Annotated in this window: 19 protein-coding genes; 6 read left to right on the top strand and 13 right to left on the bottom strand. The window is 68.8% G+C overall.

Features of this window, described 5'->3' with window-relative positions; all coding sequences use genetic code 11:
* Positions 1 to 11: 11 nt before the first annotated feature.
* Both AB3347_RS11415 and AB3347_RS11410 read right to left on the bottom strand, forming a co-directional pair.
* A complete protein-coding gene (locus AB3347_RS11415; RefSeq protein WP_369091913.1) occupies positions 12 to 1,793 on the bottom strand; it encodes a PHA/PHB synthase family protein in 1,782 nt (593 codons plus the stop codon).
* Positions 1,794 to 1,796: 3 nt separating this feature from the next.
* Positions 1,797 to 2,648: a universal stress protein gene (locus AB3347_RS11410; RefSeq protein WP_369091912.1), complete on the bottom strand. Its 852-nt coding sequence runs from the start codon at positions 2,646 to 2,648 to the stop codon at positions 1,797 to 1,799.
* A 538-nt stretch (positions 2,649 to 3,186) separates the two neighbouring features.
* On the opposite strand from AB3347_RS11410, the gene AB3347_RS11405 reads away from it, so the two are divergent.
* Positions 3,187 to 3,768: a hypothetical protein gene (locus AB3347_RS11405; protein ID WP_369091911.1), complete on the top strand. Its 582-nt coding sequence runs from the start codon at positions 3,187 to 3,189 to the stop codon at positions 3,766 to 3,768.
* Positions 3,769 to 3,783: 15 nt separating this feature from the next.
* Here AB3347_RS11405 and AB3347_RS11400 read toward each other — a convergent pair whose 3' ends face one another.
* Positions 3,784 to 8,355, bottom strand: coding sequence for an AAA domain-containing protein (locus AB3347_RS11400; protein WP_369091910.1), 4,572 nt, complete (start codon positions 8,353 to 8,355; stop codon positions 3,784 to 3,786).
* A 280-nt stretch (positions 8,356 to 8,635) separates the two neighbouring features.
* On the opposite strand from AB3347_RS11400, the gene AB3347_RS11395 reads away from it, so the two are divergent.
* The 3 genes from AB3347_RS11395 to ubiG are packed head-to-tail and all read left to right on the top strand — an operon-like array spanning position 8,636 to position 10,775.
* Positions 8,636 to 9,013, top strand: a complete 378-nt coding sequence (locus AB3347_RS11395) for a thiol-disulfide oxidoreductase DCC family protein (RefSeq protein ID WP_369091909.1) — start codon at positions 8,636 to 8,638, stop codon at positions 9,011 to 9,013.
* Complete coding sequence (locus AB3347_RS11390; RefSeq protein WP_369091908.1) at positions 9,010 to 10,038, top strand: NAD(P)/FAD-dependent oxidoreductase; 1,029 nt, start codon at positions 9,010 to 9,012, stop codon at positions 10,036 to 10,038. Before AB3347_RS11395 ends, AB3347_RS11390 begins: the two co-directional genes overlap by 4 nt.
* Positions 10,035 to 10,775, top strand: coding sequence for a bifunctional 2-polyprenyl-6-hydroxyphenol methylase/3-demethylubiquinol 3-O-methyltransferase UbiG (gene ubiG, locus AB3347_RS11385; protein ID WP_369091907.1), 741 nt, complete (start codon positions 10,035 to 10,037; stop codon positions 10,773 to 10,775). Before AB3347_RS11390 ends, ubiG begins: the two co-directional genes overlap by 4 nt.
* A gap of 3 nt (positions 10,776 to 10,778) precedes the next feature.
* Here the strand turns inward: ubiG and ftsZ are convergent, their stop codons facing one another.
* The 3 genes from ftsZ to AB3347_RS11370 form a co-directional block, all read right to left on the bottom strand.
* Positions 10,779 to 11,882: a cell division protein FtsZ gene (gene ftsZ / locus AB3347_RS11380; protein ID WP_369091906.1), complete on the bottom strand. Its 1,104-nt coding sequence runs from the start codon at positions 11,880 to 11,882 to the stop codon at positions 10,779 to 10,781.
* Positions 11,883 to 12,151: 269 nt separating this feature from the next.
* Positions 12,152 to 13,834 carry an AMP-binding protein gene (locus tag AB3347_RS11375; RefSeq protein WP_369091905.1) on the bottom strand — a complete coding sequence of 561 codons (1,683 nt, stop codon included), beginning with the start codon at positions 13,832 to 13,834 and terminating at the stop codon, positions 12,152 to 12,154.
* Between the two features lie 116 nt (positions 13,835 to 13,950).
* Positions 13,951 to 14,634: a Crp/Fnr family transcriptional regulator gene (locus AB3347_RS11370; RefSeq protein WP_369091904.1), complete on the bottom strand. Its 684-nt coding sequence runs from the start codon at positions 14,632 to 14,634 to the stop codon at positions 13,951 to 13,953.
* A gap of 148 nt (positions 14,635 to 14,782) precedes the next feature.
* Between AB3347_RS11370 and AB3347_RS11365 the strand changes: the two genes are divergently transcribed.
* Together AB3347_RS11365 and AB3347_RS11360 are read left to right on the top strand one after the other, a co-directional pair.
* The gene (locus AB3347_RS11365) at positions 14,783 to 15,649 is read left to right on the top strand and encodes an ADP-polyphosphate phosphotransferase (protein WP_369091903.1); all 867 of its coding nucleotides are present in this window, start codon (positions 14,783 to 14,785) and stop codon (positions 15,647 to 15,649) included.
* A 147-nt stretch (positions 15,650 to 15,796) separates the two neighbouring features.
* Positions 15,797 to 17,083 (top strand): hemolysin family protein, encoded by a 1,287-nt coding sequence (locus tag AB3347_RS11360; protein ID WP_369091928.1) that lies wholly within the window; start codon positions 15,797 to 15,799, stop codon positions 17,081 to 17,083.
* Positions 17,084 to 17,113: 30 nt separating this feature from the next.
* On the opposite strand, the gene AB3347_RS11355 is transcribed toward AB3347_RS11360, so the two are convergent.
* The 7 genes from AB3347_RS11355 to gtdA form a co-directional block, all read right to left on the bottom strand.
* Positions 17,114 to 17,602: a hypothetical protein gene (locus AB3347_RS11355; protein WP_369091902.1), complete on the bottom strand. Its 489-nt coding sequence runs from the start codon at positions 17,600 to 17,602 to the stop codon at positions 17,114 to 17,116.
* The gene (locus AB3347_RS11350) at positions 17,599 to 18,747 is read right to left on the bottom strand and encodes a hypothetical protein (protein WP_369091901.1); all 1,149 of its coding nucleotides are present in this window, start codon (positions 18,745 to 18,747) and stop codon (positions 17,599 to 17,601) included. The genes AB3347_RS11355 and AB3347_RS11350 overlap by 4 nt, the downstream gene beginning before the upstream one ends.
* Before the next feature lie 80 nt (positions 18,748 to 18,827).
* Positions 18,828 to 19,757 (bottom strand): electron transfer flavoprotein subunit alpha/FixB family protein, encoded by a 930-nt coding sequence (locus tag AB3347_RS11345; RefSeq protein ID WP_369091900.1) that lies wholly within the window; start codon positions 19,755 to 19,757, stop codon positions 18,828 to 18,830.
* Positions 19,758 to 19,768: 11 nt separating this feature from the next.
* Complete coding sequence (locus tag AB3347_RS11340) at positions 19,769 to 20,518, bottom strand: electron transfer flavoprotein subunit beta/FixA family protein (protein WP_369091899.1); 750 nt, start codon at positions 20,516 to 20,518, stop codon at positions 19,769 to 19,771.
* Between the two features lie 17 nt (positions 20,519 to 20,535).
* Positions 20,536 to 21,180 (bottom strand): maleylacetoacetate isomerase, encoded by a 645-nt coding sequence (gene maiA, locus AB3347_RS11335; RefSeq protein ID WP_369091898.1) that lies wholly within the window; start codon positions 21,178 to 21,180, stop codon positions 20,536 to 20,538.
* A 10-nt stretch (positions 21,181 to 21,190) separates the two neighbouring features.
* Complete coding sequence (locus AB3347_RS11330) at positions 21,191 to 21,901, bottom strand: fumarylacetoacetate hydrolase family protein (protein WP_369091896.1); 711 nt, start codon at positions 21,899 to 21,901, stop codon at positions 21,191 to 21,193.
* 24 nt (positions 21,902 to 21,925) lie between these two features.
* Positions 21,926 to 22,990, bottom strand: a complete 1,065-nt coding sequence (gene gtdA / locus AB3347_RS11325; protein WP_369091895.1) for a gentisate 1,2-dioxygenase — start codon at positions 22,988 to 22,990, stop codon at positions 21,926 to 21,928.
* Between the last annotated feature and the right edge of the window lie 19 nt (positions 22,991 to 23,009).

Below are 23,009 nucleotides of genomic sequence, written 5' to 3'. Positions count from 1 at the left end.
GCCCGCCGAGGTCACGGCGCCAGGACGTAGCTGCCGGGCGCCGGCCCCAGGCCTGCGAGCGGTGCAGGCGGCTCTACCCATGGTCCGGCGTGCGCCGTCAGCCAGGACTCCCATGCGGGCCACCAGCTGCCTTCGCAGGCCGGGGCGCCTTGCTCCCAGCGATCGGGATCGACGTAGGCGGCGTCATGGGCATGGGTGACGATCTGGTAGCTGCGGTGCGCAGTGCCGGGCGGCGAGATGACGCCGGCATTATGCCCGCCGGATGTCAGCAGGAAGCTGACCTCGGTATCGGTCAGTCCGACGATCTTGTACACCGAGCGCCACGGGGCGACATGATCGGTGCGTGTACCGACGGCGAATACCGGCAGCTGGATATCGGTCAGCGATACCGGCCGGCCGTCGACGTGGTAGCGCATGCTGGCCAGGCTGTTGTCGAGGAAGAGCTTGCGCAAGTATTCCGAGTGCATGCGATACGGCATGCGGGTCGCGTCTGCGTTCCAGGAAGCCAGGTCGTTGTCCTTGTCGGGCAAGTCGAGCAGGTAATGGCGCAGGCGCCGCGACCAGATCAGGTCATTCGAGCGCAGCAGCTGGAATGCCCCAGCCATCTGGCGGGTGTCGAGGTAGCCCTGCTGCCACATGGCCGCCTCCAGGAACCTCACCTCGCTGTCGTCGATGAACAGGGATAGTTCGCCGGGCTCGGTAAAGTCGACCTGGGCCGCAAGCAGGGTCATGCTCGCCAGGCGGGTATCGCGATCGCGCGCCATGGCAGCCGCGGCAATTGCCAGCAGGGTGCCCCCGAGGCAGTAGCCGCACGCATTCACCTGCGTTGCCCCGGTCTGGGCCACGATCGCATCGATGGATGCCATGACGCCGAGGCGCCGATAGTCTTCGAGCGACAGGTCGCGGTCGCCGCCATCCGGATTCTTCCAGGAGATCATGTAAACGGTATGGCCGCGTTCCACCAGGTAGCGCACCAGCGAATTGTGCGGCGACAGGTCGAGGATGTAGTACTTCATGATCCAGGCGGGAACGAACAGGATGGGCGCCGCATGCACCGTCGGGGTGACCGGATCGTAGCGCAGCAATTCGACCAGGCGGTTGGCCATCACCACCTTGCCGGACGTGACAGCGACGTCCCGGCCCGGCGCATAGGCCAGCGGGGGCCGGCTTCCGTCCAGCACCTTGCGCACATCCTGCGCGGCCCGTAGCGCACCGTTGACCAGGTTACGCCCGCCGCTGGCGATGGTGGCCTGCTGCACCACCGGGTTGGTGATGACGAAATTCGACGGGGCCACCGCGTCCAGCAGCTGGCGCGCAACGAAAGTGACGACGTCGGTGTGATGAGGCGCAACGCCCGGTACGCCGCAGGTGGCGCGCTGCCACCATTGCTGGGCCAGCAGGAAACCCTGGCTCGTCATGTTCCATGGCCAGGCCTGCCATGCCGGATCGGCAAAGCGCTTGTCCTGGGCCAGTGGCGCAACCGGTTCCTTGCCGCAGCCGCCGACCGCGGCGGCGCCATACTGCAGCCACTGCGCGGTGCCGGCGCCGGCCAGCAGGCTGAGTTCGGCCAGCTTGTCGGGCGACAGCATGAGGTGGCTGGCCCAGTCCTGCCAGGCCAGCGCCAGTGCGGCAGGCGAGACATGGCCGGTCAGCCGGCCGAGCCATGCGTTCAGCACCAGGTCCGCCGCCGCGTAGCCATCGCTCCACGCCGGCGGCGCCCGGCGCCCCCCTTGCCAGGTGCTGCCCTCGCGCCGCAGTTCGCTCGCGGGGATGCCGTGTTCCGCCGTTCCCATGGCTCAGTGCGCGAGCAGGAGCGGAACCGGGGCGCGTTCGAGCAGTTCGCGCGTGACCCCGCCCAGCACCCATTCGCGATAGCGGCTGTGTCCAAAGGCGCCAGTGACGATGAGGCCGGCGCCGCTGTCGGCGGCCAGCGCCATCAGCGCCGCGCCGGCGGTCGACGCGCTGCGCAGGCACACCACCTCGACGCGCACGCCCTGGCGGGCCAGGTAGAGCGCCATGTCGGCGCCTGGTTCTTCGCCATGCAGTTCGGAGAGCTGGTCGGGATTGACCAGCGCCAGCTTGACGTTCCCGGCGCGCTGCAGCAGCGGCAACGCCGCGCCGATGGCGCGCAGGGCCTGCATGCTGCCGTCCCAGCCGACGACGGCCACATCGGGAATGGGGGATTTGTCGTACTGCGCCGGCACCACAAGTACCGGCCTGGCGCCGCGCAGGGCGAGAAATTCGGGCAGGTGGCGCACCCGTGGCGCCAGGCCGTGCTCCGCGGGGCCGTCCCGTTCCTGGCTCAACACCACCAGGTCGGCGTAGCGCGACTGCAGCAGCAGGGCATAGCGCGCTTCGTCGTCCGCCACGCGCGCCTCGATGGATTGCACACCGAGGTTTGCGGCCTCGCTCCGGAACGCATCCAGGCGGGCCCGGGCGGCATCGCGCAGGCGCTGGAAATCGGATTCCGGATCGGGCACCGGCACGCCGGCGGTTCCGGCCAGCAACACAAAGGCCGGCCAACTGATGCCGGTCGGGGCGCTGCCCACGAGATGGGCGCCGAAATCGTTCGACAGGCGTGCTGCGGCATGCAGGCGGCTTGCCTGGTCGGGGCTGCCATCGATATGGACGACGATCGTTCTATACATGTGGAATCCTTTCAGGAAGCACGGATGAGGGACGGCGTACGCTGCGCTTAACTCTAGCGCCGTGCTTGATGGAAGTCCGGATTGAATTTGATCAAGATCAAAAAAGTCGAAACTTTAGGCATTGTCATCGGTGGCTATCGAGGACGCCGATGGCGATGCATAGGAATGGCCGGGTGCGACGGCGCCGCGGTGGAAGGTGCACGAGGACGCAAGGCGTCTTGGCGACAAAAACGTAACTAACCCACTCGAGAGCCTTGCCAACCAAATTCCGCTGGCGCTAACGACTACGACCCGGCCAACTATCGGCACACAAGGCCGGCAGGAGAGAAGCGGAGCGCGTCGCCCGCGAAGACAATGGCGCGGACGATAAGGCGCCGGACCCGGAAGCGCTCGCAGTGATCGGATACGCCGGCGGAGAAAAAGCGGCGATGGGCCGGATGCCAGGGGAATTTGCTAAGATGTCGCGCTCGACGTATCGACAAGCGTCTCACTGACGAGCACGCTTTTTATGGCCCTTTCCTGACGCGCTGCAGCAGCAATGATCCCATTTACCTTCAACGACATCGAAGTAGGCGTGCGCCTGTTCGAGGCCCTGGCGCGCCAGGCAAGTTCCCTGCGCGGCATGCCAATCACCTACGGCGACCTGCTCACGCTGGCGCGTTCCCTGCACCCGAAGGACGAGGTGCTCGGCCGCGCGGTTCCGGTGGGCATCGGTCCCAAGCTGCAATTCGTGGAAGCGTTCTGCACCCAGCATGGCTATCCCAACCTGAGCAGCCTGGCGGTGAACCGGGAGACCCTGCGGCCGCGCCCCGGCTACCAGGGCGACTGGGAAGCCGACAGGCGCGCCGTCGCCGGCGCCGACTGGGGCGCGGCCGAGGCGCAATTGAAGGATTACGTGGCGACGATGCGCGCCAGGGTGCCGGCGCGCTTCAAGCCGCGCAAGGAAAGGCCGGCGGACGTGGCCTGGTACGCGTATTTCTGTTCGCACCGGGCGGCCTGCGACAAGCTCACGCCCGAGGACAAGCAGGAAATCATCAACCAGCTGATGGCCGGACTCGATCCCGAGACGGCGCTCGGGCGCGTGCTGGCCGCGAAGCAGGACTTCGGCAGCCCGTCCTGAGACGGCGCATCGACGTCAGGGCGCTGTCGTATCTGCCGTGTCGGCAGCCACCGCATCCTCCAGCAGGTTGCGCGCCGCCTCGTCCGATCCCGCCGCGGCTTCCCGTCCCCATTCCCGGTACTCGACCAGGGACGGAATGCGCGCCAGCGCCCCGAGCGGCTCGATCCCCATGCTCGCCAGTTGCGCCAGCAGCTCGGCCAGCACGGTCTCGCGCCTGAGCGACCAGGTGGAAGCGAAACAGCGCCAGAACACCCAGCCGGCGCGTTCCAGCACGCGTTGGCGGCCCATGTCTGCCGCCCACCGATCCGGTCCGTGGAATTCGTCGCCATCGAGCTCGATCGCCAGGCGGCGGTCGTCGGCGCCCTCGACCACCATGTCGATGCGGTAGCCCGCGGCCGGCACCTGCGGGATCACGCGGTAGCCGCGCTCGAACAGCGCCGTGTATACCTCGCGTTCGAAACCGGATTCGCACAGGGCGATCAGGCTGCCGGCTTCGTCGTTGGCCTCGACGGGGCGGGCGAAATGCTCCACCAGCGAGCGTCGCAGGTCGAGCGTGGACAGTTCTTCCAGCCGCACCGAGCGCACCAGGTACATGCGGTCGCGCGCGCGCGAGGCGGCAACGTTGAAGCGCTGGTCGTACTGCAGGCCGGACAGCGCATGGTGATTCCGGCTGTCGGCCACCATGCTCAGGAACACGATATCGCGTTCGCTGCCCTGGAAGATGCGGGCGTCGCCGCAGGCGAAATTGCGGCGCGCCAGTTCCGCCGCATCGCAGCGCGAGCGCACCAGCTTGTCGATCCATTGGGCCTGCTCCGGGCCGAGCAGGGACACCACGCCGAGCGTGCGCTCGCGCATGGCCGGATCGGCCAGGATGGCCTCGATTTCAGCCGCGATGAACTCGGCTTCGGGCGGATTCTGCGACTTGGGCGTGCGGTAGCCGTTGGCGACGAAGACGTCGACCAGCGGCGGATCGAGCCGCTCGGAGGCCTTCGGGATGCGCAGCGGCTGGATGAAGTCCTTGTAGAACACCCGGTTGCTGTAGGCGATGATCGGCTGCACGCAGCGGAAGTGCTCGCGCAGCATGACCCTGGATGCCGCGAACACCGAAGAGGCAATGTCGTACAGCGACATGTCGGCGGTGAGCACGGCTTCGAAGGGCTGGCCGGCCAGGAAGCGGCGGCGCAGGTCGACGATCTTGGCGGCCGAGACGAATCCCGCCTCGGGCGAGACCTGCTTGTCGTCGCCCACCACCAGGATCTGCTTGCCGCGCAGGACCGCGGGCAAGGCCCACAGGTCGGACTGGCTGGCCTCGTCGACGATCACCAGGTCGAAGGCGCCCAGGGTCGCCGGCAGGGTTTCGGATACGCGGGCATGGCTCATGATCCAGCACGGCACGGCGCCCTGTGCGTCGACCATCGCGGACTGGGCGTCGCGCCGGTAGCGCGCCGCGTTGACGCCGGTGCCCTTGCCGATCTTGCGCATGGCGATCCGGTAGGTCTCGAGCGCCGACAGGACGTTCTGGCCGGCGTTGCGCCGGGTCGCGAGCCAGGCCGATTTCGAGACCAGGGTTTCGTACAGCCGGGCCAGACCTTGTTCGAGCGCGCGCCGGCGCGCGGCCAGTTCCTGCATCTCGTCGCGGTCGTCGATGCTGTCGAGGTGGGTCTTCAGGCGCGCCCAGGTCCAGGCATCGCGCCAGCGCACCGGGAACACCGCATCGTCGCCGGCATCCGTCATCGGCAGCGAGCGCACGCGCGTGGCCAGCCGGGTCGCACCGCGGCCTGCGATCTGGTCCGCCAGTTGGCGCACGCCGGCGAAGATGGGCGACAAGGCTTCGACGCGGCGGATCTCGGCGACGATCCCGGCATAGTCGGCCGCGATCCGCTCGGCCGGCAACGGCGCCTGGCCAAGCGTCTGTTCGACGAAGGCGCGCAGCCGGTCCGACACCGGGCCGGTGGCGCCGGCCAGCTGTTCGCGCAGTCCGGCCAGTTGCGCGGTGGCCGCCGACAGGTCCGCGCGGGTGAGGTGGCGGCGCAGCTGCTCGCCGACCCCGGCCAGGTCGGCCTGCCGTCCCAGCAGCGCATCGATCGGCACCCTGGCGAAGACCGGTTCGGCCAGGCCGGGTAGCGCGCGGTCATGGCCGGTCGCCAGGGCGTGCGCCCGGCGCGCGGCGAGGGCGATCTGTTCGGTTGCGCGCAGTTGCGCGACGTCCGGCTGCAGCTGGGGCAGCGAGAGCAGGTCGGCGAAGGCATTCCAGCGCACCACGAAAGACAGCAGCCGCGTGTGCAGGGCGGCGTAGCGCTGCACGTGCGCCCAGTCCGCGCTGGAGGCCGGCGCCAGCCCGGCAATGCGGATGGCGCCGACATGCGGCTTGATGTCGCCGACGCCGAAGGCCAGCAGGCCGAAGGGCCTGCCGGTTTCCGCCGCGCGGGCGATGGCTTCGAGCGCCTTCGGATGCTCGAGTGCCTCGCGCGGCGCGCCGACCGGCCTTTGCATGAACTCGGCCCGGGCCTGGAGCAGGGCATCCATTTCCGAGAACAGCGCTTCCAGCGACGCACGTTCGGTGGCGAAGTCGGCGCGCCGGCATTTCTCGCGCAGGCTGAACACCCAGTCATGCCCGAAATCCTCGAGCTCGCGCAGCGCGGAGGACGCCAGGTCGAGCGCCGCCAGCAGCCGGCGCGCATGTCCGAACACCTCCGGCGTCGACGCGCGCAGGGGCAGCAGCGCGCCGGCCGCCTCGTCGCGCTCGATGCCGCGCACCGCCTGCAGCACCCCGTGCAGACGCCCGATCTCGGCAGGCTGCGGCAGGGCGCTGGAAGCCGGGACGGCGGCATCGCAGTAGGCAAGGTCGTCCCCGAGCCGGCGCCGGGCGTCGCGCAACTGCATGGCCGCCTCGTCGCCGAACGGCGGAGCATGGTCGGGCGCCAGCGACAGCTGGTCGTCGAACCAGCCGTACAGTTGCCGGCCGTGGATCACCAGCTCGGCCATCTTCTGGGCCCGCATCGGCACCCCGTCGACATCGACGTCGCTCAGGTGGGCGCGCGCGATGTCGTCGATGCGCGTGTCGATCCGCGCCATCTCCTCGTGCGCGCGGTCGAGCGCCGCGCGGCAGGTGGCGATGGCCTCGTCTTCCAGCTGCGGATTCAGGTGGGTGAGGGTGTGGATGATCGCTTCGATCGAGGCCTGGAACTGGCGCATGCCTTCCTTGTCGCCGGACAGCAGCGCGACGCTCAGCGGCCGGATCGATGCCGGGATTTTCTCCTGCAAGACCTTGAGGGCCGGCTCGCCTTTCGAGGTGACCAGGATCCGTTTGCCCAGCGCCAGGTAGTGGCTGATGATGTTGGCGATCGTATGGGTCTTGCCGGTGCCGGGCGGTCCCTGCACCGCCACGCCGGGCGAGCGCGCCAGTTGCTGGACGATGGTCTCCTGCTCGCGGTTGTAGGGCAGCGGGAAATACAGTTCGCGCGCTTCGCCGCGGCCGCTGGCGCGGCCGGACAGGCCACGGAAGGCAATCGGGTCGTGCTCGATCACGGCTTGGCCAGGGGGCGTGACGATGCCGAGCGGGCCTGCCGGAATGGGGTCGCCGGCGCCGACGCGCTCTTTCAGGCGCGCGATGTCGTCGATCAGGAAGTGGCTGGCGCGCGGACGGGTGAACAGCACCCACTGGTTCGTCACCACCAGCTCGTCCCCTGGCGGCGGCGGACTGGCGGCGGCACGGTCATGGCGCGCCGATGCGGCGAGATTGCCGGCGGCCAGGCGCAGGATCGGTTCCACCGTAGTCGGGTCGAAGGGCGAGACCTCGAGGTCGGGACGCTCGCGCAACAGGCGCCGGGCGGCGCGTTCGACGTCGCCGATGCCGGGGACGGCGCAGGCGGCGAAGGCGTCGAATTCCAGGCGCGGCTCGGCCTGGCGCGGACGCACGCCGATGGCATGGCTGCTGCCGTCGATCTCCAGTTCCACCGCCTGGGTGATCAAGGGGTAGTGGAAGTCGGCGCTCAGCGGCGCACCGTGTTGATCGGCGCCCGCGATGCGCCAGGACGACACGCCCATGCCCCAGACCAGCTCGGTCGGGCGAACCGCCTCTTCGGACTCCAGCCGGGTTTTCAGTGCGAACAGGTCGGCATACAGGCCGATGACCTGGCGGCGCGGCCGCTCGCGCGCGGCCCACTCCGTCCATTGCTGCGTATAGACCTCCAGCAGGCGGCCGACGCGGGCACGCCGTTGCGCATCGCGCCGCTCGGCATCTTCCCCGGCGACGACGCCGGCGTCCTGGTTGCGGGCGCCGGCCAGTGCGGCCTCCTTCAGGGCCGGCGGCCGGCCCGCCGGGTCGTCGCCGATCGTCAGGAAGGGCGCCAGCTCGGGCTCCGGGAGCGCGGGCGCGGACGTCGCCTCCAGGCGATGCACCCGCAGCCAGAGGGGCTCGCCGTCGGTGTCGACGTTGAAGTCGACCCAGGGCAGCGCCTCGAGGTCGGCGTAGGTCTTCTTGAATTCGCCAGCCTTGGACAGGGTGAAAGCTGCAGGGTCGATGTCTTTGGCTTGCTCGACCAGATAGTCGAGCAGCCCGCTCATGAGCTGGGCAGGGGATTGCATGGTGATGTGAGGCTTGGACGTGGGCTAGGGTGGTGGTAAGGCCTTGCGAAGGCATCGTCGGCGCAGCTACGTGCCGGGTAAACCGTGCATCGTCGCATCCGGATACTGCCGAGTATCTGGCGAGTATCGCTATATTAAACGCTCTGCGCATCGGCCGCGGTTTCGCTGTGCCGGTGCGGATGGCGCTCGAATCGTCGATGACCCGCTTATCATGGGTCATGAACCGATAAAATCGTGGGCTTGAACCGCGATAGGGCGCATTCGTTGTATGATGCGGGTCATGCAAGCTAATAATCCACCCCCTGCGACCCTGTACTACGATGGCGGCTGTCCGGTGTGCGCCCGCGAAGTGGCGCTGTACCGGCGCCAGGCCGGGGCCGAGCATCTGGTGTGGGTCGACGTCGCGCGCTGCGCGCCCGAGGCGCTTGGCCCGGGACTGAGCCGCGAGGCGGCGATGGCGCGCCTGCACCTGCGCCGCCCCGACGGCAGCCTGGCGAGCGGCGCGGCCGCCTTCACGCTGCTCTGGCGCGCCTTGCCGCGCTGGGCCTGGCTTGGGCGCCTGCTCGGCTCCCGGCTGGCGCTTCCCCTGCTGGAGGCGGCCTACCGCCTGTTCCTTGCCATCAGGCCGCTCTGGCGTGGGCGGAGCGCAGTGCGATGAGCGGCAACTGCTTGCGGGTGGCGGTGATCGGCGCCGGCATGGCCGGCGCCACGTGCGCGCGCGCCCTGGCCGATGCCGGACACGCGGTCGAGGTGTTCGACAAGTCGCGTGGGGCCGGCGGGCGCATGTCCGCCAGGCGCGTTCCCTGGGGCGCCGGCGAGGAACTGCGCCTGGATCATGGGGCGCCCGGCTTCGGCGCCGAGGGGCCGGATTTTCTGGCATTCCTCGAACAGGCGCGGCAGGCCGGCCTGCTGGCGCGCTGGACGCCGCGCCTGGCCAGCGGCTGCGGAGCCGAGCCGGGCGGCGCCATGTGGGTGCCGACGCCGGACATGCCGGCGCTGTGCCGCTGGCTGCTGTCCGGGCTGCCGCTGCGCACCCTGGCCACGGTCGATCGGGTGCGCCGCAGCAGGGCAGGATGGAGCCTGGAAAGCGCGGGGGCGACGCTTGCCGACGGTTTCGACGCCGTGGCCGTCGCGATCCCGCCGCAACAGGCGGCGGCGCTGCTGCTGCCGCATCGCGCCGACTGGGCGCGGCGGGCCCAGGGGACAGCGATGCTGCCGGCCTGGGTGCTGATGGGAGTGACGGAGCTGCCTGCCGCGCCCTGCGCATGGGATGTGCTGCAGCCGGTGTCCGGTCCCCTGTCGCTGGTGCTGCGCAACGACGCCAGGCCCGGACGCACCCTGCTGCCCGGACTGGCGCAATGGGTGGTGCACGCGGTGGCGAGCTGGAGCCGCGCGCACTTGGAGACGCCGCCGGCCGAGGTGCAGGCGGCCCTGCAGGCGGCGCTGGCCGATTGCGTGGGCGCCGAGCTGGCGTGGCGCCACGCGGCGGTGCATCGCTGGCTCTATGCCGCACCGGCGCTGGCGCCGGCGCTGAACCGGCGCCCCGCAGGCGGCGAGTGCGCCTGGTGGGATGTGCGTACCGGGCTTGGCGTGTGTGGCGACACCCTGGGCGGTGGCGGGGTCGAAGGCGCCTGGCGCTCCGGCACGGCCCTGGCCGGCATGCTGGCGGGAGGCATGGCGTGAGCGTCATCCCCGAGGAGATCGCGCGCTTCGACCGGCTGGGCGCCACCTGGTGGGATCCGCGCGGTCCGATGCGGCCGCTGCACGTGACCAATGCGCTGCGCCTGGACTACCTGCTCGATTGCATTGCGGCGCACTTCGGGCGGGAGCGCGGCGCGCTGGATGGGCTGCGCATCCTCGACGTCGGTTGCGGCGGCGGGCTGCTGTCCGAACCGCTGGCGCGGCGCGGTGCACGGGTGGTGGGAGTCGACGCTTCTGCCGGCAACCTGGCGGCGGCACGTGGGCACGCCGAGGTCGCCGGCGTGGCGCTGGACTACCGCCTGGGAGCGCCGGAGGCCGTGCTGCGGCCCGGCGAATCCTTCGACGTCGTGCTGGCGCTCGAGGTGGCCGAGCATGTCGCCGATCCCGACGCCTTCATCGGCGCGCTGGCGCACCGGGTGGCGGCGGGCGGCCTGTTGCTGGCGTCGACGATCGACCGCAGTTGGAAAAGCTACCTGTTTGCGATCGTGGGCGCGGAATACCTGTTGCGGGTGCTGCCGCGCGGCACCCACCAATGGCGCCGCTTCGTGCGGCCGGCCGAGCTGTCGGCCGCCGCCGCTCGAGCCGGGCTGGCGCTGGCCGACCTGCGCGGCATGCGCTACCTGCCGCTGTGGCACCGGGCGGCATGGTGCCGCGACACCCGCGTGAACTACCTGGCGACCTTCGCCCGCGCGGCCGGCGCATCCATGCTGCGCCGCTGAACCTTAGCCGGCCGATTGGCGCGGCGCCGGCGCCGTGCGCGCTTCCTGCTGCACCGCCGCCGGCCGCACCACCGTCGGAACCCCGCCCTGGCGCAGAACAGGGTGCGTTTGCGCCGCCGCGCGCGTCCCCGGGGTGCGCCGTCCCACCGCGAAGTCGCTGGGCCGGTTCAGGCCCGTGGCCACCACCGTGACCCGCATGGCGTCGCCCAGGCTGTCGTCGAACACCGCGCCGAACTTGATGATGGCCTCGTCGCTGGTCTGCGCGCAGATGGTGTTCATCACCAGCTTGGTTTCGCGCAGCCGCAGGGTTTCCTCGGAGGCGGCGATGTTGACCAGCACGCCGCGCGCGGCGCGCAGGTTGGAGCCGTCGAGCAGCGGGCAGGCGATCGCTTCTTCGGCCGCCTTGACGGCGCGATCCTCGCCGCTGTGCTGGGCCGAGCCCATCATGGCCATGCCGGTCTGGCGCATCACCGTGCGCACGTCCTCGAAATCGACGTTGACCATGCCGGGCACGGTGATGATTTCGGCGATGCCGGTGACCGCCTTGCTCAGCACCTCGTCGGCGGCGGCAAACGCGCTTTTCTGGCTGATGTCGTCGCCCAGGACTTCCTCGAGACGGCTGTTGAGGACGATCACCAGCGAATCCACGCAGCGCGCCAGGGTGGCGATGCCTTCTTCGGCCACGCGCATGCGCCGCGGTCCTTCGAAGTCGAAGGGTTTGGACACCACGCCGACGGTGAGGATGCCGAGCTCGCGCGCCACTTCGGCGACCACCGGGGCGGCGCCGGTGCCGGTGCCGCCGCCCATGCCGGCGGTGAGGAAGACCATGTCGGCGCCCTTGAGCGCCTCGGCGATGACGGCGCGCTCGCGCACCGCGCTTTCGCGGCCGACGATCGGGTCGCTGCCGGCGCCGAGCCCGCCCTCGCCGAGCTGGATGCGTTTTTCGACCCTGGTATTGGACAGCGCCTGGGCGTCGGTATTGGCGCAGATGAATTCGAAGGAGGCCAGGCCGGACGACGCCATGTGGCTGACGGCGTTGCCGCCGGCGCCACCCACGCCGATCACCTTGATGACCGTCTCAGGTTGGGGGAAATTTGATTCGGACAAGAAACACTCCGTATGAAAGGATAAAGCCGGCATGCCGCGCCATGGCTGCGCCATGCGCCGCGGCGGGCGCCGTCGACTGCAGAGCCCATAAGACTACTGGCAAAGGGCGCGCACGCGAAAGTTCGAAAACGTTTCAAACGCAAGCATTTGTAATAACGCGTGCAAGTCGAAAAAAAGCATGGCTGCGTATGCACGTCAGCCATGTATCCAGGAGAAAGAGTAAGTTCCCAGTAGAAATTGAAGTATCCCGGGAGAAGCGGTTTGCGGCCTCAGGCGTCCCGGCCCAGCCCCAGGTCGGTGCTGATCTGCTCGCGCAGCACGAACTTCTGGATCTTGCCGGTCACCGTCATCGGAAAGGCCTCCATGAAGCGCACGTAGCGGGGAATCTTGTAGTGGGCGATCTGGCCGCGGCAGAAGGCCTGGATGTCCTCGGCGCTGGCCTCCTGGCCGGGGCGCAGGATGATGCAGGCGCACAGCTCCTCGCCGTACTTCGGGTCGGGCACGCCGATGCACTGGACGTCCTGGACCTTCGGATGGCGGTACAGGAACTCTTCGATCTCGCGCGGATAGATGTTCTCGCCGCCGCGGATCACCATGTCCTTGCAGCGCCCGACGATCGAGGCGAAGCCCTGCTCGTCGATCACCGCCAGGTCGCCGGTATGCAGCCAGCGGGCGCTATCGATGGTGGCCCGGGTCTTCTCTTCGTCGTCCCAGTAGCCGAGCATGACCGAATAGCCGCGCGTCAGCAATTCGCCCTTCACCCCGCGCGGGACGATCGCGCCGTTGGCGTCCACCACCTTGCACTCGATGTGGGGATGGACGCGGCCGATGGTGGTCACGCGCAGCGTCACCGGGTCGTCCACCGAACTCTGGAACGACACCGGCGAGGTCTCGGTCATGCCGTAGGCGATCGTGATCTCCGCCATGTGCATGGTTTGCATCACCCGGTTCATCACCTCGGCCGGGCAGGGCGAGCCGGCCATGATCCCGGTGCGCAGCGTGGACAGGTCGTAGCGCGCGAAGCCGGGGTGTTCGAGCAGGGCGATGAACATGGTGGGCACGCCGTGCAGGCCGGTGCAGCGCTCGGCCTGCACGGTGTCCAGCACGGCTTCGGGGTCGAAGCCGGCGCTCGGGAACACCATGGTGGCGCCATGCGTCACGCAGGCCATGTTCCCGAGCACCATGCCGAAGCAGTGGTACAGCGGCACCGGAATGCACAGGCGGTCGGCGCTCGTCAGGCGCATCGCCTCGCCCACGAAGAAGCCGTTGTTCAGGATGTTGTGGTGGCTCAGCGTCGCCCCTTTGGGCGCGCCGGTGGTGCCCGAGGTGAACTGGATGTTCACCGGATCGTCGAACTGCACCGCGTCCGCTACCTGCTGCAGGCGCGCCAGCGCCTCGGAGCCGGGCGGCGCCAGCAGCAGGTCGAAGTTCAGCATCCCGGGCGTGGGCTCGGGGCCGAGGCGGATCACGTGGCGCAGGTGGGGCAGGTCCTCGTCGCGCAGCGTCGTGGCGCCGCCGGCCAGTGCGGGCACGACGTCGTGCACCATCGCGAGGTAGTCGCTGGTCTTGAAGCCGGGGGCCAGGATCAGGGCGCTGCACTGGACCTTCTCCAGCGCATAGGCGAGTTCGGAGCGGCGGTAAGCCGGGTTGATGTTGACCATCACCAGCCCGGCGCGCGCGGTGGCGAACTGCACCAGCACCCATTCCGCGCAGTTCGGCGCCCAGATCCCGACCCGCTGGCCCGGCGCCAGTCCCAGCGCCAGCAGGTTGGCGGCCACCCGCGAGACCCGCTCGTCGAATTCGGCGTAGGTCCAGCGGATGTCCTGGAAGGGCACGACCAGCGCCTCGCGCTCGCCGTGGCGGGCTGCGATGTCCGCCAGGTGGGCGCCGATCGATGCGCCGATCAAGGGCGTATTGCTGGGCCCATGAACATAGCTCCATTGCTGCTGCATAGTTGTCTCCTGATTGTAGGTGCTTGCTCGCGCTAGGGTAGCCGCCCTTGCGCGCGCTGACTGTTCACGCAACAACAATTGCCTTAAAGATCGACATTCCAGGCAGACGGCGGGCCTCAGCGGAAGGCGGAGGCGCGCAGGGCGGCCAGGTCGCGGATCTCGATGCTGCCATAGCGCGCTTCGACGATGCCGTCCTGTTCGAGGTGGCGCAGGGCGCGGTTGACGATGCCGCGCGAGACCCCGGCCAGGAAAGCGAGCTCTTCCTGCGAGAGCTGGAGCGTCATGGTGGTGCCGGGATACAGCACCGGATTGAACAGCTCGGCCAGGCACAGGGCCACGTGGCGCTCCGGCGCATACGAGCGCAGGTGCTCGCAGCGGATCACGAACTGCGCCAGCCGGGTATTCAGCTGGCCGATCAGGTAGTGGTTGAACGCGATGCTGTCGGCCAGCAGCCAGTGGAAGGTATCGGCGGGCACCTGGGCCACCCGGCATTCGCGCAGCGCCACCACGTCGTAGGGGCGGCGCTCATGCTTGAACACCGAGCCCTCGCCGAACCAGCCGCCGCGCGGGATGCCGATCAGGGTGGTCGGCTTGCCGTCGGGGCCCACGTTGGAGACCTTGACCAGGCCTTCGACCACGCCGTACCAGTAATTGGAGCGCTGCCCGTTCCTGCAGATGGCTTCGCCGGGGCCGGCGCCCGTCTCGGAGGCGTCCCGGAGCACCCGCTCCAGTTGTTCCGGGGTCAACAGCTGCCCCCAGGCGGACGATGCGATGAAATTCCTGATTGTTTCAGTTGCCATGGCGAGTGCCAGCCTTGCTACACAAAGCAACATTTTATCGTCGTTTGCCGTCCACCGGCGTCGTGCGCGCCAGGCGGCGTCGCCAGGCCGGCGGCTGGGTTATCATCGGCGGAAAGCGCGCAGTCCGGCAGGTTCAGGGAGGAAGCCGATGAACATCGATGCACAGCGATTCTGCGTCAGCGGAGAGCACCGGATCCGCCTGGACGCCATGCCCACCGAAGTGGACCCGGTGTACCGGTCGAAGCAGCACTACCGCGAGATCCTCGCCAGGCACGTTGCCCGGCTCAGCGCCCGGCAGCAGGTCCTGTTTGCGTCGAACAGCCATGCGATACTGCTGATCTTCCAGGCCATGGATGCGGCGGGAAAGGACGGCGCCATCCGGCACGTGATGTCGGGCGTGAATCCGCAGGGCTGCCAGGTGCACAGCTACCAGCATCCGGCCCCGCGCGAACTGCAGCACGATTTCCTCTGGCGCACCACGGTCGACCTGCCCGAGCGCGGGCGCATCGGCATCTTCAACCGCTCCTATTACGAAGAGGTGCTGATCGCCCGCGTGCATCCGGAGATCCTGCGCAGCGAAGGCGTGCCGGCCGTCGCCGATGAGGAGGCCGTCTGGCGCGAGCGCTACCGCTCGATCCGCAACCTGGAGCGGCACCTGGACGCCAACGGCACCCGGATCATCAAGTTTTTCCTGCACATCTCGCCGGAAGAACAACGCAAGCGCCTGCTCAAGCGGATCGACGACCCGAAAAAGAACTGGAAATTCAGCCTGGCCGACGTCCAGGAGCGCGCATTCTGGCCGGCCTACATGGCGGCCTACGAGGAATGCATCAACCGGACCAGCACCGTTGCCGCGCCCTGGCACGTGGTGCCCGCCGACGACAAGAAGAACGCCAGGCTGATCGTTTCCAAGATCGTGCTCGATGCGCTGCGCGAGCTCAAGCTGCGCTATCCGCGCGCCGACGCCGCCCAGCGCGAGGCTTTGCAGGCGATCCGCCGGCGCCTGCGCGGGTGAGGGCGCGCCGGCGCGGGGCCTGCCCGTCCGGCGCTTGGCCCGGCCGCGTTGCCACAAATAATTGTCAAACGTATACTGGGGGCCGTGGCGGCGTTTCGCCGTATTCCAATCGGGTGTCTCGTGAGCTTGTTCCAACATATTGTCTTGATGCTTCTCCTGGTGCTGGCCGCAGGCTTCCTGTCGCTCACGGAGATCGCCTTTGCAGGGGCGCGCAAGATCAAGCTCAAGCTGCTGGCGGAGGCCGGCGACGAGCGCGCCATGCAGGTGATGGCGCTGCAGATGCAATCGGCGGAATTCTTCGCCGCGTCGCAGATCGGCCTGAATGCGATCGCCATCCTCGGCGGTATCCTGGGCGAGGGCGCGCTGCGGCCCTTTTTCATCGGCTGGGTCTCGACCGTGTATGCCGGCCCGGCGCTCGAGAACATCGGCTTCGCCCTGTCCTTCCTGTTCGTGACCTGCCTGTTCATCCTGTTCGCGGACCTGATGCCGAAACGGCTTGCGATGATCGCGCCCGAACGGATCGCCGTCGCGATCATTCGCCCGGTGCTGCTGTACATCCGGATCTGCAAACCCTTTTCATGGGCGCTCAACCTGATCGCCAACCTGCTGTTCCGCATCTTCAAGATCGACACCACGCGCGAGGACAGCATCACCTTCGACGAGATTTCCGCCGCCGTGGAGGCCGGCGCCCAGGCCGGCGTGCTGCAGAAGCAGGAACAGCATTTCATCGAGAACGTGTTCGAACTGGAGTCGCGCTCGGTGGCCTCGGCCATGACCAACCGCGACAACGTGGTGTATTTCACCCTGACCGAGAACGAGGCGAGCATCCGCGAGAAGGTGGCCGGGCATTCGAAGTTTCCGGTCTGCGACGGCAGCATCGACCGGGTGATCGGCTACGTGGATACGCGCGACATCCTGGTGCGGCTCCTGAACAAGCAGTCGGTGCTCCAGCTGAACGAATCGAGCGTGCGCACCGTCCTGATCATTCCCGACACGCTGACCCTGTCCGAACTGCTCGACAAGTTCCGCGCCACCAAGGAGACCTTCGCGGTGGTGATCAACGAATATGCCCTGGTGATGGGCGTGATCACCCTGAGCGACATCATGCTGACCGTCATGGGAAGCTGGGGCAGTCCGCTCGAGCAGGACGAGCAGATCATGCAGCGCGAAGACGGCTCCTGGCTGATCGACGGCAGCACCCCGGTCGGCGACGTCAAGCGCACCGTCGGGCTCGAGAGCCTGCCGGACGAGGAAAACTACGCCACCGCCGCCGGCTTCATGATGTACATGCTGCGCAAGGTGCCCAAGCGGACCGACAGCGTCGAGTACCAGGGCGTCAAGTTCGAGGTGCTCGACGTCGACCACTATCGGATCGACCAGATCCTGGTCCGGATCCTGCCGCCGCCCCATGGCGAGCAGGGGCCGGTCGACTAGGGCGGGCCGGCGGCGTCCCGGCGCAGCGGATCAAGTAGATTCGCGGAGCAGGCGCGGTCCCCACAGGAAGCGCGGCAGCGACAGGCGCAGCTCGTCGTCGGTCTGGTCGGGCACGGCGCGCAGGTCGAGCACCCATTCGCGCAGCACCGCGCCCGCCACGACCTCGAGATACACCTCGTCGTCGCTGAAGCTGCGCGGCGGATAGCCGCTGCGGCGCCGGGGACCGCGGGTGGCGCGCAGCATGCCGCTGAACCAGCTCGCCGCCAGCGGTCCTTGCGGCCGTCCCAACAGCTGCGCAAGCGTGTCCACCTCCGGCGAGCTGAGCCCGGTCAGGTACAGTTGCCGCCCGGCGCCGCAGTCCGCGACCGTCCAGGTGGCGCGGTAGCCGTTCGAGCAGCCCGGCCATCCGCGCAAGCGCAGCCGCGTGGGCAGCGAGGACAGGAAGGCATTCAGGGGAAAGGCGTACAGTGAGTACACAACGCCGTCGAGGTGCAGGTCTTCGGCGAAATCGTAGCTCATGCGGCGCTCGCTGCGGCCGCGTCGAGCACCCGTCCCGCGTCGCGGTCCTGCTCGAGGGCGTAGGCGATGTCCGCGTCGCCCGGGCGCAGCCCCTGACGCAGCAGGAAGGCCAGCATCTCGGCGCGCTGGTCGACCAGGTCGGACTCGTCCGAATACAGTTCGTAGGGGCGCGACACCAGCGCGCTGCGGACGGCGCGGCTGGCCACGGCCTGCAGGTCGGCGCCGGCGGCCAGCAGCATCTCGACGGTGGCCTGGTCGAGCGAGCCGACGGCGGCGACCAAGGCTGCGCCATCGTCGGCATGCACGTCCGCGCCATGCGCCAGCAGCCAGGCCAGCGCCGCGGTCGCCATGCTGCCGGCTGCCGCCGCCAGGGCAGGCGCGCCGTCGGCGCGCAGGTCTGCTTCCTGCGCCAGCAGGAAGTCGAGCATCCCGGTATTGTCGACGGCGGCGGCCGCCGGCAGCGCCGCCGACAGCATCTCGGCGCGCGCCAGGCCGCCGGCCAGCAACTGAAGCAGGATGCCCTGATAATCGGCATTGCTGCGTTCCGGCGTCAGGTGACCGGACTCGGGCAGGAAGTATCCGTGCACGCCGCGCGCAGGCGTCAGGATCGCCGCATGGGCGTCGGCGCACGGATCGGCGCCATGCCCCAGCGCCAGCGCCACGCCCTCCGAGTCGGCGTGACGGCAGGCCATTTCGAGGTAGCGGTTCCAGAACGCGGCGCGCCAGTGCTCGGCGCGGGTGCCGTCGTGCCCGAAGGTTTCGCGCAGGCCCGCCAGGCGGCCGGCGACGAAGGCGCCGAGCCAGGGATCCTGGGTGGCCAGCGGCAGGGCCGGGCCGTTGTCGCTGACGGCGGCGGCGACCGCTTCGGGCCAGGCGACCTCGAGTTCGTCGATTTCTTCCTTCAGCAGGCCGACGGCGAGACGAAAGTCGACATCGAAGGCGGAGCCGCAGGCCAGCACGGCCGCCAGCTTCAGCGCGGGTGCAAGCCGGGCCGCGCCGAGGAAGGACAGCATGGCGTCCTGGTAGCGCGGGGCGTTGTGCCAGGGCGCCATCTGGCTTTGTTCGAGCAATGCGTGCCATTGGCCGCGGATGTCGTCGAGGGTGTCGCAGCGTTCGAGCGGGAGGTACCAGCGCAGGTCGGACATGGTGTTCGGGTGATGAAGGAGGACGGCCTGCATCATACACAGGCGCGGCGACAGGGAGTGTCGCAGCGCCTGCGGCCGGACTAGCCGAGGGCGTCCCTCAGCTGCGGCACGAGCTCGAACAGGTCGCCCACCAGGCCGTAGTCGGCCACCGAGAAGATCGGCGCTTCCGGGTCCTTGTTGATGGCGACGATGGTCTTCGAGTCCTTCATGCCGGCCAGGTGCTGGATCGCGCCCGAGATGCCGACCGCGATGTACAGGGTCGGGGCGACGATCTTGCCGGTCTGGCCGACCTGCCAGTCGTTCGGCACGAAGCCGGCGTCCACCGCTGCGCGCGAAGCGCCCATGGCGGCTTTCAATTTGTCGGCCAGCGGCTCGAGCAGCTTGAAGTTCTCGGCCGAGCCGATGCCGCGGCCACCCGAGACGATGATCCTGGCGGCGGTCAGTTCCGGACGGCTTGAGGTGGCCAGTTCGCGGCCGACGAAGGCCGACTTGCCGAAGTCGCCCACGGCGGCGATCTGCTCGACGCTTGCCGAGCCGCCGGTGGCGGCCGAGTCGAAGGCGGTGCCGCGCACGGTGATGACCTTGACCGGGTCGCTCGACTGCACGGTGGCGATGGCGTTACCGGCGTAGATCGGACGCTCGAAGCTGTCCGGCGAGTCGACCTTGGTGATCTCCGAGATCTGGGCCACGTCCAGCCTGGCGGCCACGCGCGGCAGGATGTTCTTGCCGTAGGCGGTGGCCGGCGCCAGGATGTGCGAGTAGCCGCCGGCGATGGCCAGCACCTGCTCGGCGACGTTCTCCGCCAGGGCATCCAGAAAGTGCGGCGCGTCGGCGACCAGCACCTTGGCGACGCCTGCGATCTGCGCGGCGGCTTCGGCGGCGGCGCCGCAGCCCGATCCTGCGACCAGGATGTGGACCTCGCCACGACACTGGACGGCAGCAGTGACAGTGTGGTGGGTAGCGCCCTTGAGGGAGCCGTTGTCGTGTTCAGCAATGACGAGTGCGACCATGTTGTTCTCCTCTAAATGACCTTGGCCTCGAGGCGCAGCTTCTGCACCAGGGTGGCCACGTCCGGCAGCTTGACGCCGGCCGAGCGCCTGGCCGGCTCGGTGACTTTCAGGGTCTTCAGGCGCGGGCTCACGTCGACGCCCAGGTCTTCCGGCTTGATGGTGGCCAAAGGCTTCTTCTTGGCCTTCATGATGTTCGGCAGCGTCACGTAGCGCGGCTCGTTCAGGCGCAGGTCGGTGGTGACGATGGCCGGCAGGTTCAGGGCCACGGTTTCCAGGCCGCCGTCGACTTCACGGGTCACGGTCACTTTACCGTCTTCCAGCACCACTTTCGAGGCGAAGGTGGCTTGCGGCCAGCCCAGCAGCGCGGCCAGCATCTGGCCGGTCTGGTTCGCATCGTCGTCGATCGCCTGCTTGCCCAGGATGATCAGCTGCGGCTGCTCCTTGTCGGCCAGCGCCTTCATGATCTTGGCCACGGCCAGCGGCTCGGTCTCGACGCTGGTCTCCACCAGGATGCCGCGGTCGGCGCCGTTCGCCATGCCGGTACGCAGGGTTTCCCGGCACTGGGGCACGCCCACCGACACCGCGACCACCTCCAGCACCTTGCCGGCTTCCTTCAATCGCACGGCTTCTTCCAGCGCGATCTCGTCGAACGGGTTCATCGACATCTTGACGTTGGCGACGTCCACGCCGCTGCCATCGGATTTGACGCGGACCTTGACGTTGTAGTCGACCACGCGTTTGACGGGTACCAGGACTTTCATGTGTCTCTCCTCGTGTGTCACTGCGCGTCGGCCTGCGCTTCGGGGCGGGCCCGGGCGAAGGCGTCCAGCGCCTCGCAGCGCGCGGCGATCGCGCCGATGGTGGGGTAGGGCGACAGGTCGCACTCGAAGCGGCGCGCGTTGTAGAGCTGGGGCAGCAGGCAGCAGTCGGCCATGGTCGGCGTGTCGCCGTGGCAGAACAGCCCGGTGTCCGGGCTGCGCGCCAGTTCGCGCTCCAGCGCCGCCAGGCCCAGCGCCACCCAGTGGCGGTACCACGCATTCCTGCGCTCTTCCGGCAGGCCCAGTTCGCCGCCGAGGTATTTCAGCACGCGCAGGTTGTTGAGCGGGTGGATGTCGCAGGCAATGCTCTGCGACAGGGCACGCACCCGTGCGCGGCCTGCCGGGTCGCCCGGCAGCAGGGCTGCTCCCGGACGGGTCTCGTCGAGGTATTCGATGATCGCCAGCGATTGCGCCAGTACCAGGCCATCATCCTCGAGCACCGGCAGCAGGTGCTGGGGATTCAATGCGTCGAAGGCGGGGGCGAACTGCTCGCCGCCGTTCTTCGACAGGTGTACGTGCAGGTGCTCGGCCTCCACGCCTTTCAGGTTCATCGCGATGCGCACCCGGTAGGACGCGGAACTGCGGAAGAAGGTATGCAGCTTCATGGCGCGGGGCTCACACGACGTCGACCGTGATCGGGCTCAGGCCGTCGATGCTGCCGACCATGCGCTGGCCGGGACGCACCGCGCCCACGCCTTCCGGCGTGCCGGTCATGATCAGGTCGCCGGGACGCAGTTCGAACAGGGTCGAGAGCTGGGCGATGGTCTCGCTCACGTTCCAGATCAGCTTGGACAGGTCGCTGCTCTGCACGGTCTTGCCGTCGACCGTGAGGACGATGGCGCCGGCGTCGACCGGGCCGGACTCGGAAAAGCGCGTGATCGGGCCGATCGGCGCCGAGTAGTCGAAGGCCTTGCCGATCTCCCAGGGACGGCCCTGTTCGCGCATGCGCATCTGCAGGTCGCGCCGGGTCATGTCCAGGCCAACGGCATAGCCGAAAATGTGGGCATGCGCATCCTCGACGGCGATGTCGCGGCCGCCCTTGCCGATCGCCACCACCAGCTCGATCTCATAGTGGTAGTTCTCGGTGCGCGGCGGGTAGGGCAGGGCCACCGTGGCGCCGGCCGCCACCGGCACGACCGATTCGGCGTCGTTCGGCTTGCAGAAGAAGAAAGGCGGCTCGCGGTCGGGATCGAAGCCCATCTCGCGCGCATGCGCCGCGTAGTTGCGGCCGACGCAGTAGATGCGGCGCACCGGGAAGGCGGCATCCAGGCTGTTGATGGGCAGGCCGACGATGGCCTGGGCGGGGAAGGTGAAGTTGTCGTTCATGGTATGCGGGTCCGTGTTGGTGGTTTATGCGGGCAGGAATTCTTCGCGCAACTGGCCGATCGCCTCGAGCACCGGGCGGTCCGAGAAGCTGAACAGCACCGTGTCCTCGGGCGCTTCCAGCGCCAGGGTGGCCCAGGACGGCACCACGAAGGTGTCGCGCGGCGCGAAATCGAAGCGGCGCCCGCCGATGACGGCGCTGCCGCGGCCTTCGACCACGCTATAGACGGTGCCGTCGGTGCTGCGGTGGGGCAGGCCGGCAAAGCCCGCCGGCAGCAGCTGCATGCAGGCGCCGATGGTCGGCATCGGGGCGCCGCCGGTGAGCGGGTTCAGGTAGCGCAGCTTGACCCCGACCCAGGCGTCGATCTCCTCCTGGCGCCGCAGGGTCTCGAGCGCCTCGCGCGAGCGTTCGTACGGGTAGTTGAAGATCGGCGAGCTGGCGCCGCTGTGCAGTTGGCGCACCGGCGCCATGTTGTGGCCGTAGGCGGCGAAGCTGCGTCCCTGCGGACGGGCGATCGGCTGGCTGGCGCTGTCGCTGTTCTCGGCAAAGCCGCTATTGAAGAAACGGATGGTCGGGATGTCCAGGCCGTCGAGCCAGACCACCGGCTCGCTGACGCCGTCGATGCCGGGGTTGCCGTGGTCGTGCCAGGCCCAGGCCGGGGTCAGGATGAAGTCGCCCGGCTGCATCATGGTGCGCTCGCCGTCGACGGCGGTGTAGGCGCCCTTGCCGTGGACGATGAAGCGCAGGGCCGACTGGGTGTGGCGGTGGGCCGGGGCGATCTCGCCCGGCAGGATCAGCTGCAGGCCGGCGTACAGCGAGCGGGTGATCGAGGCGCTGCCCTTCAGGGACGGGTTCTCCAGGATCAGCACGCGGCGCACGGCTTCCTCGGCCGAGATCACTTCGCCGGCGCGGGTCAGGTGCGGCAGCACCTCTTCGTAGCGCCACAGTGCGGCCTCGTAGTCGGGCGTGGGCTGGCGCGGCACCAGCGTGTGCAGCGATTCCCACAGCGGGGACAGGTGCAGGGCCTGCATGTCCTGGTAGAGTGCGCGGCGCGCCGCCGTCAGCTCGTGCTGGGCCAGGTCGATGTTCATGTCGTGTTCTCCTCGGTTT

Source organism: Massilia sp. X63, assembly GCF_041023745.1.
Taxonomy (GTDB): Bacteria; Pseudomonadota; Gammaproteobacteria; order Burkholderiales; family Burkholderiaceae_D; genus Telluria.
This window is presented reverse-complemented; position numbering and strand designations above follow the sequence as displayed.